Annotated in this window: 15 protein-coding genes; 6 read left to right on the top strand and 9 right to left on the bottom strand. The window is 54.8% G+C overall.

All coding sequences use genetic code 11. The annotated features are described in order from the left end of the window. The 5 genes from AC221Y_RS12855 to AC221Y_RS12835 all read left to right on the top strand — a co-directional run. Positions 1-674: zinc-binding dehydrogenase (locus AC221Y_RS12855; RefSeq protein WP_486707455.1), on the top strand; the 674-nt coding region annotated here is incomplete at its 5' end. Further along, positions 665-1,639 carry a CobW family GTP-binding protein gene (locus AC221Y_RS12850; protein ID WP_299757675.1) on the top strand — a complete coding sequence of 325 codons (975 nt, stop codon included), beginning with the start codon at positions 665-667 and terminating at the stop codon, positions 1,637-1,639. The genes AC221Y_RS12855 and AC221Y_RS12850, both read left to right, overlap by 10 nt. Before the next feature lie 13 nt (positions 1,640-1,652). Then, positions 1,653-2,351, top strand: a complete 699-nt coding sequence (locus AC221Y_RS12845) for a 4-carboxy-4-hydroxy-2-oxoadipate aldolase/oxaloacetate decarboxylase (RefSeq protein WP_486707454.1) — start codon at positions 1,653-1,655, stop codon at positions 2,349-2,351. Next, positions 2,348-3,367, top strand: coding sequence for an amidohydrolase family protein (locus AC221Y_RS12840; protein WP_299757679.1), 1,020 nt, complete (start codon positions 2,348-2,350; stop codon positions 3,365-3,367). Before AC221Y_RS12845 ends, AC221Y_RS12840 begins: the two co-directional genes overlap by 4 nt. A gap of 97 nt (positions 3,368-3,464) precedes the next feature. Continuing rightward, complete coding sequence (locus AC221Y_RS12835) at positions 3,465-3,698, top strand: hypothetical protein (RefSeq protein WP_299757681.1); 234 nt, start codon at positions 3,465-3,467, stop codon at positions 3,696-3,698. Between the two features lie 15 nt (positions 3,699-3,713). Here AC221Y_RS12835 and AC221Y_RS12830 read toward each other — a convergent pair whose 3' ends face one another. From AC221Y_RS12830 to AC221Y_RS12820, 3 genes are read right to left on the bottom strand one after another with little or no spacing between them, the layout of a single operon-like run. Continuing rightward, positions 3,714-4,685, bottom strand: coding sequence for a DMT family transporter (locus AC221Y_RS12830; protein ID WP_299757684.1), 972 nt, complete (start codon positions 4,683-4,685; stop codon positions 3,714-3,716). Positions 4,686-4,707: 22 nt separating this feature from the next. Continuing rightward, positions 4,708-5,310, bottom strand: a complete 603-nt coding sequence (locus tag AC221Y_RS12825) for a cupin domain-containing protein (RefSeq protein ID WP_299757686.1) — start codon at positions 5,308-5,310, stop codon at positions 4,708-4,710. Next, a complete protein-coding gene (locus AC221Y_RS12820; protein WP_486707453.1) occupies positions 5,310-5,912 on the bottom strand; it encodes a cupin domain-containing protein in 603 nt (200 codons plus the stop codon). The genes AC221Y_RS12825 and AC221Y_RS12820 overlap by 1 nt, the downstream gene beginning before the upstream one ends. Positions 5,913-6,060: 148 nt before the next feature. Here AC221Y_RS12820 and AC221Y_RS12815 point away from each other — a divergent pair, with 148 nt between their 5' ends. Continuing rightward, a complete protein-coding gene (locus tag AC221Y_RS12815) occupies positions 6,061-6,381 on the top strand; it encodes a non-heme iron oxygenase ferredoxin subunit (RefSeq protein WP_299754097.1) in 321 nt (106 codons plus the stop codon). Between the two features lie 3 nt (positions 6,382-6,384). Here AC221Y_RS12815 and AC221Y_RS12810 read toward each other — a convergent pair whose 3' ends face one another. From AC221Y_RS12810 to AC221Y_RS12785, 6 genes are all read right to left on the bottom strand, one after another. Then, entirely contained in the window at positions 6,385-6,990 is a 606-nt protein-coding gene (locus AC221Y_RS12810; RefSeq protein ID WP_486707452.1) for a class I SAM-dependent methyltransferase, read from the bottom strand. Beyond that, on the bottom strand, positions 6,987-8,507 hold the full coding sequence (locus AC221Y_RS12805; RefSeq protein WP_299754095.1) for a tripartite tricarboxylate transporter permease: 1,521 nt from the start codon (positions 8,505-8,507) through the stop codon (positions 6,987-6,989). Before AC221Y_RS12805 ends, AC221Y_RS12810 begins: the two co-directional genes overlap by 4 nt. A gap of 53 nt (positions 8,508-8,560) precedes the next feature. After that, complete coding sequence (locus AC221Y_RS12800) at positions 8,561-9,520, bottom strand: Bug family tripartite tricarboxylate transporter substrate binding protein (RefSeq protein WP_299754094.1); 960 nt, start codon at positions 9,518-9,520, stop codon at positions 8,561-8,563. A 32-nt stretch (positions 9,521-9,552) separates the two neighbouring features. Then, positions 9,553-10,065, bottom strand: coding sequence for a hypothetical protein (locus AC221Y_RS12795; protein ID WP_486707451.1), 513 nt, complete (start codon positions 10,063-10,065; stop codon positions 9,553-9,555). Further along, complete coding sequence (locus tag AC221Y_RS12790) at positions 10,065-11,549, bottom strand: ethanolamine ammonia-lyase reactivating factor EutA (protein WP_486707450.1); 1,485 nt, start codon at positions 11,547-11,549, stop codon at positions 10,065-10,067. The genes AC221Y_RS12795 and AC221Y_RS12790 overlap by 1 nt, the downstream gene beginning before the upstream one ends. Continuing rightward, positions 11,546-12,528 (bottom strand): cupin domain-containing protein (locus tag AC221Y_RS12785; RefSeq protein ID WP_486707449.1); only part of this gene is annotated, 983 nt, incomplete at its 5' end. The genes AC221Y_RS12790 and AC221Y_RS12785, both read right to left, overlap by 4 nt.

The raw sequence follows: 12,528 nt of genomic DNA, 5'->3' as shown, positions 1-12,528 counted from the left end.
CGTGGAACTCCGTTCTGCACAAGGTGCCTGATGGGCTCTCACCAGAATTGGCGGGACTTGTCACGCCAATGGCGAACGGCATTCAGTGGGCCTTATTCGACTGCAAGGTTGGCTATCAGACCAAACTGCTGGTGCAGGGACCAGGGCAGCAAGGCTTAAGCCAAGTCGTGACAGGCAAGCAGGCTGGCGCTGAGCTGATTATTGTCACAGGCACAAACAAAGATGCCAAACGTCTTGATGTCGCCAAGAAATTGGGCGCGGATTATACGATCAACGTGGAACAAGAAGACCCGGTCGAGCGTATTCGCGAAATTACTGGCGGCGAAGGTGTGGACGTTGCCTTAGATTGTACGGCTGGTGCAGGGACGGCGCCACTTTTGCTAGGCCTCGAGGCTTTGAAGCGCAAAGGTGGGACGCTGCTGGTGCAACAGGAAACAGCAGAGTTTCCGAACTTTCCGCTCGCTAAGTTGTGCAATAAATACGTCACCGTCAAATGTGCTCGCGGACACAACTACCAATCGTGCGAACAGGCGCTTCAGCAGCTAAACTCGGATCGGTTTTCACTGGAGCTGATGACAACGCACCGCTTTGGGCTTGAGCAGACCCATGACGCGATCAAAGCGGTAGGAGCGTCGGGCGAAGCCATCCATGTATCTTTGATGCCATGGATGTAGCTGTCGACAATCGCGTGCCAGTGACGGTTGTCACGGGCTATTTGGGGGCGGGAAAGACCACGCTGTTGAACCATATCCTGAAAGGCGATCATGGGCGCAAGTTTGCGGTTATCGTCAATGAATTTGGCGACATTGGGATTGATGGCGATCTGATCGAGACCGGGGAAGAGGAGTTGATCGAACTCTCTTCTGGCTGTCTGTGCTGTGTCGTTCGGGGTGACCTTATTCGGACGTTGCGCGACTTGCTCAAGCGGGACGTGGCGCTGGATGGGATTTTGATCGAGACAACCGGCGTTGCAAACCCAAGCCCGGTGATCCAGACCTTTAGCGCCGATCAGCTTATTGCTGGCCTCTCACGGCTCGATGCGGTTGTAACCGTCGTTGACGCTGCCCATATCACGGCACGTCTTGAGGACAGCGCGGACGCCGCCGATCAGGTCGCTTTGGCCAGTGTAATAGTGCTCAACAAGGTGTCGGATGCCACAGAACCAGACGCGATCGAAGCAGTGCTGCGTGGTCTGAACCCACATGCAGATATTCATCGTATTGATCGCGGCCAGATCGATCCCGCCTATATCTTGGGAACACAGAGCTTTTCTTTAGACCGGATCGCACAGGACTTGGGCGATACCGGAGGGCATCATGATCATGTCGCGGCCAATGGGATTGAATGCATCACACTCGAAACGCAAGATCCGTTTGATGATGACGCGCTTGAAGCCTGGCTCGAACGCTTGTTGATGCTGCGTGGTGAAGATATCTTGCGCCTCAAAGGTGTTCTGGATGTCAAAGGTCAAGACCGTCGCGTCATCGTCCAATCTGTCCATATGATGTACGAGGGTGATCTTGGCGCTGCGTGGTTGAAGGACGCCCGATCCTCGCGCTTGGTTGTGATTGGGCGCAACCTTGACCGCAAAGAATTGAATGACGGGTTTGCGCGCTGCAGCACCCGTGAAAATGCTTGAAAATGGAGCCGCCATGCCAGTCGTCGTAACTGATATCAAACGTGCTGACCCGCAAGCCGCGAAGGCTTTAGCGCAATACGGCGTAGCCACTGTGCACGAGGCGCAGGGGCGGACGGGACTGATGCATCATAGATTACGCCCGATCTATAAGGGGGCTGCGATCAGCGGAACGGCGGTGACGTGCACTCTTGCCCCTGGCGATAACTGGATGATCCACGTAGCGGTGGAGCAATGCCAACCGGGCGATGTTCTTGTTGCAGCGACGATTTCAGAGTCGCATTCTGGATACTTCGGGGATCTTTTGGGTACCTGCCTGAAAGCGCGCGGCGTCACCGGCCTGATCTTGGATGCAGGGTGTCGGGATATCCGCGATCTTGAGGCTTTGGGCTTTCCGGTCTGGTCACGCTCAATCTCGGCCCACGGCACAGTAAAAGAAGTGCTGGGTGATGTGAATGTTCCCGTGTCCTGCGGTGATGAAATTGTCCGGCCTGGAGACGTGATCGTGGCGGACGACGACGGAGTTGTAGTTGTGCCGCGTCTGCAGGCAGGCGCGGTTGTTGCAGCATCGCAAGCACGGGTCGAAAAAGAGGAATTGGCGCGCGCAAAATATCAAGCCGGAGAGCTGGGGCTGGACGTAAACAACATGCGTGGACGCCTTAAGGATAAGGGGCTGACTTACCTAAGCCAAGCGGAATGGGAGACCGGCCAATGATCATTGATTGCCACGGGCACTACACAACTGAGCCAAAGCCGTTCATGGACTTCCGCAAGGCACAAGTTGCCGCCTTCGATGCCAGCGCCCAGATGCCAGCCTTCCCTGACATCTCTGATGATGACATCCGAGAAAGCGTTGAGGCCAACCAGCTTCAAGCACTGAAAGATCGCGGGGCGGATATGACGATCTTTAGTCCTCGTGCCTCTGGCATGGGGCACCATATCGGCGATGAGGCTGTCTCGAAAATCTGGACGCGGCACAGCAACGATTTGATCCATCGGGTGACGCAGCTATTCCCGGACAACTTCATTGGCGTCTGTCAGTTGCCTCAGAATCCCGTCGTGCCTATCGCCAATGCCATTGAGGAATTGGATCGCTGTGTCACGGAATTAGGATTTGTGGGCTGTAACCTGAACCCCGATCCAAGTGGTGGAATGTGGACCGGAGTGCCGTTGACCGACCGCGCGTGGTATCCGTTTTTTGAGAAAATGGTCGAACTTGATGTACCTGCGATGATCCACGTTTCTGGGTCGTGCAATCCGAATTTCCACATGACCGGGGCGCATTACATCAACGCGGACACCACTGCGTTTATGCAGTTTCTGCAAGGTGATCTGTTTGCAGATTTCCCTGATCTGCGCCTGATCATTCCTCATGGTGGCGGGGCTGTGCCCTATCACTGGGGGCGGTACCGGGGTTTGGCCGACATGATGGGCAAGCCGCCATTGACAGAGCATGTGATGCGTAATGTCTACTTCGACACCTGCGTCTACCATCAGCCCGGCATCGATTGTCTGTTTAAGGTGATCGACATCGAGAATATCCTGTTTGCATCAGAGATGTTCGGGGCTGTGAAGGGTGTTGATCCCGAAACTGGCCATAACTTCGATGATACCAAACGCTATGTCGATGCCTTAGATTTGTCTGATGCGGATCGTGCGAAAGTGTATGAGGGCAATGCTAGACGGGTTTATCCACGCCTTGATGCAGCCTTGAAGCTGCGCGGAAAGTAGCAATGCGCTTGCAGCATACCCGCTATGATATTGGCTAATTTTAGTTGAAAATAAATGATTTAACCTTATTCTGCATTGCAGCAAAGGAGAAATCTCAATGAATTATATTACAGCTTCACGTAAGAGCTTTGATCTTCCTTCACTGGCTGGTGTGCTCGGCTTGGACCATCTCCGTGCAAGCGTTCGCGGCATGGTGTCGGGATACAAAGCCTATCAGGTTTATACTAGGTTGGATGGTATGTCTGACAACCAGCTAAAGGCCAGCGGTCTGGAGCGCGCTGAGTTGCCCAGCGTTGCGATGAAGACGATCACCGAAGCTGGTAAGGCCTGATCAGGCGTCTGCCAGTTAGAATAGCGGGCGTGCAAGCCAAGTCTGGTATTGCTCAAGTCCTAGCCAATTCAGCAAGGTTGGGGTATCGCCAGCAAGCGCTATGGCGCCAACAACGGACAAGAGTATTGAGCCCACGACCCATCGGTCAAAGACTTCATGCTCTCGGTTCAGAATTGCATTGAAAATCAGCCGGAATACGACTGAGAGCCGCTGGATCGGGACCACCACTGTGACAGGGGCCACGGCCAGCGCGATGTAACGAAAGAACTGCGACAGCGCGACAAACAGCGCTGATAGCAGGAACCAACCGCGCGTGCCGCGGTCAAGGTCTGCAATATTGCCAGTCTCGCCAGCGGCGATCACCCATAAAATCACGACAACGGTAGCTGCGACATAAGACACCAGCAGGCCGCCGACGCTGTCGGCTATTCCGCCATCCGCAATTCCGAGGGCTACAAAAAGCGGGCTGGCCCCATAGCCAAAGGCACAGACAGCACCCCAAATCAGGCCGGGCCCATAGTGAGGTGTGAACCCCTTAGATACACCGGCCGCCGCCGCTGATTTTTTTCGGCGCGCAACGATCATTGGGCCCACAACAACCAAAGCGATACCGACGAGGTTCATCAGATTGACGGTCTCGCCCAGAAAGACGACGGCGAGTGCAAGAGCCAGTACGATCGAGAGCTGTTGAATAGGCGTCGACAAGGTAGACCCCAAAAGTTGGGTCGCCTTGTAGTTGCCGTATCGGCCCACTACGAAATGCACGAGACCAGCAAGGATCATCCAGAACCATGGCGCGACGCCCCAGTCCGCTATCGCCTCGAATCCACCCATGACAGCGGCAAGGATCACAAACATCGGCACCCCGAAAGGAACCGTGATCGCCATGGCTTGCAAGACAGAACCCTTGATAACCCCACGGCGCAGCGTGGCGTTGTTCAATCCAAAAAACGCAGCAGAGGCGAGAGAGAGGAGGGCGCCGAACATCAGGGAGCCCTCCTAAGGCGGGTCAGGGTTTCCCGCGCAGGAACTCACGGATCAGGTCCGGGGTCAGTGTGACGTCAGGATCATATTCCGGGGCATCTTCGATCTGCTCAAGATCGTTCAAACCGCATTGTTTGAAAATCCGGTTGATGCAGGAAATAAGCCGCAGCGGTTTGTCTAGCTCCGCGTTAAAGTGCTGGTGGATAGTGTTTGGCGGCACATAGATCACGTCGCCCGCCTCATAATCCCAGCGTGAAACCTTATCCTGTGGTTTCCAGAAATAGGTGTCGGTGATCTCGACATCGCAATCTTGATGCAGGTCGTAGCCCTTGCCTTCAACAACATAGAGGCACTCTTCCGCCAGATGCCGGTGCTTGCCAGATTTCGATCCCGGTGGGACGATCTGCATGTAGGCATCAACCGTTTCCATTCGGGTGTTCATACTCTCATTGATCAGGTGTTTGAGCAGCCCCTGACGCGACATGTCCCACGGCATTTCATGCGGGTGTACGACCTTCTTACGTTCCGCGTCCCGCGCGGGGCGGGCGGCGGCGTCATCGAGAAGATCTTGGTACAAAGGTTGGTTTTCGATTCCATCAAGCCAGCTGGTGGTTTCATCCCATGCCATCAGTAACCCTCCTTAGGATGGTTGTGATCTTCTTCTTCCTCACGCACTTCGAAATTCTCACCGCCAGGGGCGGGGAAGGTGTCGCGCGGCTCGACCGTTTTCTGGAACAGCATATTCATAAAGACGAACATCGGCTTAGTCTTTAGTACAAGTGCGCGCGCCGGTTTGGTGTCAGAGGCGTTGAAATGCTGGTGGACGCAGTTGTTGTGAACGATGGCCACATCTCCTGCCTTCCAGTCATAGCGAATATCGTCGTGGATTTCGTATCCCTCACCATCAAGGATATAGAAGGCGGCCTCATTTACATGCCCGTGCTTTTGGCTTTTGCCACCAGGCCCATATTCTTCCAAGTGCAGGTGGAACAGCTGGCTGATCCCGTCCTTTGGTTCCACATAGTGGCGTGAATAGGCCTGCGGGCCATCCACGAATTTGATGTCTTTGGCTTTACGGACCCGGGGCATGGCCCGCACACGGTCCAGCTCCCATTGCAGGTTATATTCGCCTTGGATGGCGCGCACAAAAATGCGGTCCTTCTGGCTGTGGTAATATCCTGCGGGGCCAATTTCAGCCTCGGCTTCGGGGGTGTCTTTTTTATCATCCATGCCCCATTATTTCACGCAGACCCGTCCAAAAACAAGTTTTGCAGAACAACATTCTTCTATGCGGGACGCGTTCGGATCGACGGGTTTCCCTTGACTGGTCCTGCGTTAAATTTAGCGGGCTATGCGATGAAGAAAGACAGGGGTGACAATGACCGAAGCGAATAATCAGATCGAAATCTGTGCCAAGGACGATGTGCCCGATGGCGAAGTTATCCGCGTTGACCATGGCGATTTGGAGCTGGCCGTTTACCAGGTCGAAGGCACATTCTATGTGACCGACAACGCCTGTACCCACGGACCGGGTGAATTGTCAGAGGGCTATCTTGAAGGTCACGTAATCGAGTGTGACTTCCACCAAGGAAAATTTGATATCCGCGACGGAGAGGTCGTGGCGCCTCCTTGTCTCGTTGCGATCAAGACATACAAGATTTTGCCTCATGAGACCGCTGTTGTCATCGAGGCCCCTTAAAAGCTATTTTCGTCCAATCAAATCCACAAGGGCAGAGCGGCCGCAATGGCCCTCGCCTTCTGATACATCCGCATCATAGGCTTTGACGCTGAGTTCCGCGAAGCCGGCGAAGGCTTTGCGTAGCAGCTCTTCTGTGTAGAGGTTTTCTAATTTCTTGGGGCCGCCGGTGCCATAGTCTAGCTGCTTTGGTCCGTAGCCTTCGATCAGGACAAGGCCACCCGGTCTAATCGTCCGGCGTATGCCTTCAAAAACGCTAGCGCGTTCTGAAGGGGGCAGGAATTGAAAGAAGATACCGACGACTACGTCGTAGCAGTCTTCCTCCCACGTCCGCTCTGTGAGGTCAGACAGTTCAAAAGACAACGCTACGCCACGTTTTTCTGCTAACTTGCGTGCTTTATCTTGTGCGATGGGCGAGAAATCTTGCGCGGTAACCTGCAAGCCACATTCTGCCAACCAGACCCCGTTGCGGCCTTCGCCATCCGCGATCGAGAGCGCTTTGGCGCCTGCCGGAAATTGCCCGGCCTGTTGTTGAAGAAAGGTATTGGGCGTAGTGCCAAACACATAGTCTTCGGTCGCAAAGCGACCTTCCCAGCGCTCAAATTCGTTCACGATGCGCTCCCGGTCAGACGGCGCCATGGTATTTTGCGCATGGCGGGTAAGAAGAACGTCACAATAGTCGCAACAATCAAAATGACAGAAATCGGACGGCCGAGCATATACTCCAGAACGTTACCGTCGGAAATGAGGCGTACCTGATGATAGGACCGCTCTGCGATTTCGCCCAGAACGAAGGCGATGACCAACGTCAGTCGAGGATAGTCAAAGCGGATCATCAGATAGCCGAATATCCCGATAATCGTTGCGACGGCGACGTCGGCCATACGTCCTTCGAGGACATAAACGCCTGTCAGTGACAGCGTCACCACCACCGGCACAACGATGTTCACATCAATCCGAGTAATCAGCACAAGGAAGCGCGCAAAGATGAGGCCGAGTACGGACGCACCAATCGCCGAAACCGTAAGCGCGACGATCAAGCCATAAATCTCTCGCTCGTTTTGCAGCAGGATTTGGGGACCTGGTTCGATCCCGTGCAGCACAAGTATGCCAAGGAACACGGCAGTCTCTGCGCTTCCGGGAATGCCGAAGGCCACCGTCGGAATGAGCGAGCCGCCATCTTTTGCATTGTTGGCCGCTTCTGGTGCGATGACGCCTTTGATGTTGCCTTTGCCAAAGGTGTCGCGGTCTTTGGCAGTTTGTGCTGTTGATGAATAGCTCAGAAACGAAGCCACTGTACCGCCTAGCCCGGGGATGGCGCCAATGACCGTACCGATTAGGGACCCGCGCAATAGGACTGGCCAGTGTTTGAAAACCGCGAGTATACCTTCGCCGACGCCTGTGATCTTCATATTCTCGGCCGCGGAGCGGGTTTCTTCATCCGCCACCGATCCACCCTTGAGCGCAAGCTCGATCATTTGACTTATGGCGAATAACCCGGTCAGTGCAGGGACCAAAGGAATACCGTCCCATAGATAATTCATTCCGCCAGTAAAGCGGGTTTCGCCGGTGAACTGGTTCGCTCCAGTGAACGCGAGCAACAAACCGATACAGGCCGCAATCAACCCGCGCAAAAGCTTACCTTTGACCGAAACAGCAATAGCTGCGAGGCCAAGGATGGTCAGCAGGAAAAACTCAGACGAGCCGAAGCTCAGAACAACTTCACGTGCCACAGGAATGAATAGAAGTAGGGTAAAAAGACCGATCAACCCTCCTAGGGCGGAGGCAGTCGCAGACGCACCAATGGCGAGCCCGGCTTTGCCCTGTCGGGCAAGTGGATAGCCATCGAATGTCGTTGCCGCATTAGGTGCCGTGCCGGGCGTGTTTAAAAGGATCGCGGATATTGATCCGCCAAAGGACGTGGCCCCCATAACTCCGCCCGCAAGATACATCGCATCAAGCGGCTGCAACGTATAGGTCACCGGTATTAGAAGGGCGAGTGCGGTTGTGCCACCCAGCCCCGGGATCACACCAAAAGTGAGGCCAAGCAAAACACCAGCCATCAAAAAAAGCAGGCTCCCCCCGTTCAGGACGGCAAGGAAGGCTTCAAAAAGCGCGTCTAAACCCATGACAAAATCCAGTTGGGGTACGCGCCGCCGGAAATGGCGGCGCGCAACATCTATTATTCAGCCGTTGCTGCGAGGTCTTTGTACTGCTCGTAGAATGAACTGAGATCATCCATCATAGAGGCAGTTGCGGCGGCGCCCATGAAGGCCAAACTAATGCCAGCGCCATCAGCCCAAGAGGTAACAGATGGGTCTTCTGACGCTGCGCGCAAACCTTCTTCAATAGCGGCGACGACCTCAGTTGGCATGCCAGGAGGGCCACCGATGACACGGTTCAGCGTGAACTTGGCTAATTCTGGATGTCCAATATCTGTAGCCGAGGGGACGCCGGTTACAGCCTCATCTTCGGTTAGGGTTAGGATCAACTTCAGATCGCCGGTTCCGCTGCCATCAAGGTATTTTGCAAGCGAGCTGATTGGCTTGATGGTCGCATTCACTTCACCGCTGATTACAGCGATCATTGCGTCGTTGGAACCCGCATAGCCGGTAACATCAACAATATCACACTCAAGGATACCGAAGGTGATCCGTGTCGTGACAGATGCCGTTGATGTAGCACCTGTGTCCGAAAGCTTTGTGGGTTGCCCCATCGCACAAAGATCTTCGACTGAATTGATGCCGCTGTCGACTGCCACTGCAAGCCCATAAGTTGCGACAGCAAGGTTTGCGATCCATGTGACTTCATCAAGTTTGAAGCCTTGATCGCGCCCCGTGACTTCGTTCACAGTCAGGCCGGGGATGTTGTAGATACCGATTGTATAGCCATCAGGATCGGACCGGTGAACGGCCTGTCCGCCACGCGCGCCGCCAGCGCCTGAGATATTCTCTGGTACAACGGTTGTTCCCATCGCGGTTTCCAATGCTGGCGCGAATTGACGCACAATAGTGTCAAAACCCCCGCCTGGGCTGTAGGGGATTACGAATGTGATGTTGTCGTCCGTTGGGAATTCCGCCTGTGCGGCCCCACCAACCGTGAGCGCAATAGCAGTCGCCCCTGTTACTAGTATCTTCTTCATTTTTTACTTCCTCCCTATGTTTTTTGGCGTCGTCACCAAGCGTTAACGCCACCCTTCGTAAAGAATAGGCCTCGGTAGAGTTCGTAATTGAGTGCCCATTCAAACACCGCGAACTGAAAGATCAGCACGCCAATCCCCACACCAGCAGAGACTGCAAGCGTAAGTTTACCCCGTAAACGCGCGTACGCTGCACAAAAGATCGGAGAGGCAGCAAGAATGCCAACTGTCGCCATCATTGCGAATGCACCAGCAATCCAACCCAAACATTCAGCCTGATTGGCAAAGGTTGGGTTATGCATCATTTCGCGTTGGCGAAAGCCGGTCCCGCCGAAGGTTTCGACAACCTGAGCGCCAGGAATCTTTGAGCGGCTCCAGACATCGAACACCGCTAAAACGATCATCGCGCCCGCGACCATTGCCGGAAATCGCGCAGATGTCGCTGAATATCCGCGCGCGATCAAGAACATCGCTACTGCGAAAGCCAACAGCAGCACGGCGGGCCAGATCGATGTGACCATGCGTGGGGCTTGGGGTGTCTCTTTCATTAGTGCTCCGTCGGGAACAAAAGCGATTTAACAACGACTGGTGTGGCACCGGTGGAGCGCAACACCTCGCCAATATCGATGAAATCGAATTCTGATAGTGCTATTCCGTCAATGGAAACGATAGCGCCGGGGCAATTCTCTTCGCTTCGGCACTGCATGCCGATCAGACCACCGATGTCACCTTCACTGACAATCACCAGCGGATGCCCTTTCTCAAGAATGGTGGTGAGGCCGGTGACAAGGCCATTGCCCAAAGCGCGAAGGCGGGCGTAACTCGCTGAACCGGTCCATGGCACGGCGACCGCAACCGGCGTTTCGCCGTCCTGCAAATCAAGGCGGGCGAGGGCGTCCTTGATTGCTGCCGCGACCTCCTGTGCGTCGATCTCATCGCCCAGCACGACCGTCGGTGCGATGACCGCGAGGTTGCGGAGGGGCAATGTGTCATCTGGATCAAGGTAGATTGTCGAACCAGAGACTTGCACAGTATATTGCGACGCGCCCACGACTGTCGCACGGATGCCTTGACGCGCAGGCGAGACCTGAAATGCATGCTCTTTTACTAAAGAAGCCAGGGCAAGCGCTAGTTCTGGTCCAAGATCGTCTGTATTTCCGCCGCTCCCGTCCAAGAATTCTGACACGCCGCCGGAAAAAACGATCTGTCCGGAAGTGGGAGCCTCGGCCAGCGGCGCAAGGCGCATAAAGTCAGAAACTTCTTCGCCACGGGCGGCAGAAATGATCGCGGCGGCCATCTGCTTGGCTATTTTGTTGCGGATGTCGGCGGGTAGCACGTCACCCAACCCGATTTCTGCGTCAACGTCGGAGAGATACCGCGCGCCGAAAGGTTCCAACCGTGTAATCCGACCGTCGGCATCGGTCACAATTAGACGCGCACCGGCATCAAGCGCCGTGCGTGAGATGATGTCTCCATCACGGCACAATGCAATCTTGGTTGTGCCTCCGCCAACGTCGATGTTGAGAACTGTTCCCAACCGCTCTGACAGTGCCACAGCACCAGAGCCATGGGCCGCCATAAGTGTTTCTAGCGCGTCGCCCGCACTTACAGCTACGAATTTGCCGGCTTGGGCTGCGAATATCTCGCCGATGGCGCGCGCGTTCGTACGTCGCGCGGCTACGCCAGTTAAGATCAGCGCACCGGTGTCGATATCCTCGGATGAAAGCCCTGCAGCGGCGTATTGCGCTTCGATAAAGGCTGCCAACGCCTCGGCATCAATGGTATTTCCATCGGCATAGGGCGTTAACAAGATCTCAGATTCAAATTGAACCTTGCGGCCGGTAACGACATATCGGGTGTCCATCCGTTCGAGCATGATGGTCGAGACCAAAAGGTGCGAGGTGGAGGACCCGATATCAACGCCGACGCTTGTCAGTTCTATCTGGTCCTCCTCGATCAGCGAGCGGCCGGCGCTCGAAAAGTGGATGCGCCCACCATCATCTGTTTCGTCTGGGTGCATCGACTTGTTCACTGGACTTCTGGCTTATCGTAAAGGCTCGGATCCATGCGGCTATTGCCGCCGTTGGCCCCGATCAGCTTTTCAAACTCACTGCGCAGCCTTTTATCTTCCATCCAGTATGGAATCGAAGTGCCACCCTCGGTCACATCCATCGCGGTATAGTCGATCTGCTTGGCGCCCGGCGGAAGGCCCGTGACAATGGTAGGGTGGTTCGGTCCGAACCAAGCGGTTAGACGGAAGGGTTCTTGCGAAGAGTTGAAATGCTGGTGATACCAACGCTCGCCTCCCGGTGCCGCCGTGACCATGCCAAATTGCTCATAGTCAACGCGCTGGACCAGATCGCCTTTGCCATCTTCCCACGGCGTCTCGCCTGCTCGTTCGGGCCAAGTATAGGTGTAGCCTTTACCCTTGATGCAGATCAGCACTGCAGCTGAGGTATGTGCATGGCCCTTGGAGTATTTCCCAGTCTCATGCTGACCAAGCCAGAGATAGAATTTGTTGCCAGTCATGAAGGGTTCTACTCGACGCCAACCCGGTGAGCGGCGGTTGTCGAGTGGCAGATCACAATTGATGACATCGGGCACGAGGTTGGTGCGTCGCATCGCAAGACCTCGGATCGGGTCAGGCTCAAGGTCTTCTTTGTATTTGTAGAAATCATCTGTGCCCGAGAACCGGCTTGTCATTTTATATGGGCAATTGAAGATCAGATCAGTGTCGCCCAGTAAGTTCATTAAGTTAGGCGCTGTCGTCCCGCCAATCAAAAGCGCAGGCTCTCCTGTGGCATTCACAATCCGGTGGTAGGCATTCACTGGAATCGAAAACAGCGACCCCTTTTGCCACTCAAAAACGTGTTTTTCTCCGCCTTCTTCAAGCCAAACCTCTGTTGTGCCGCGGCCAGAGGCGACAAGGAAGATTTCCTCGTAAAGGTGTTTTTCAACATTTAGCGCGCCGGCACCCGGTACTTCGACGACGTACTGTCCCCATTTACCTT

It is taken from the genome of Boseongicola sp., from assembly GCF_057460485.1.
The sequence above is the reverse complement of the archived record's forward strand: the minus strand, read 5'-3'. Positions and strand labels throughout refer to the sequence as shown.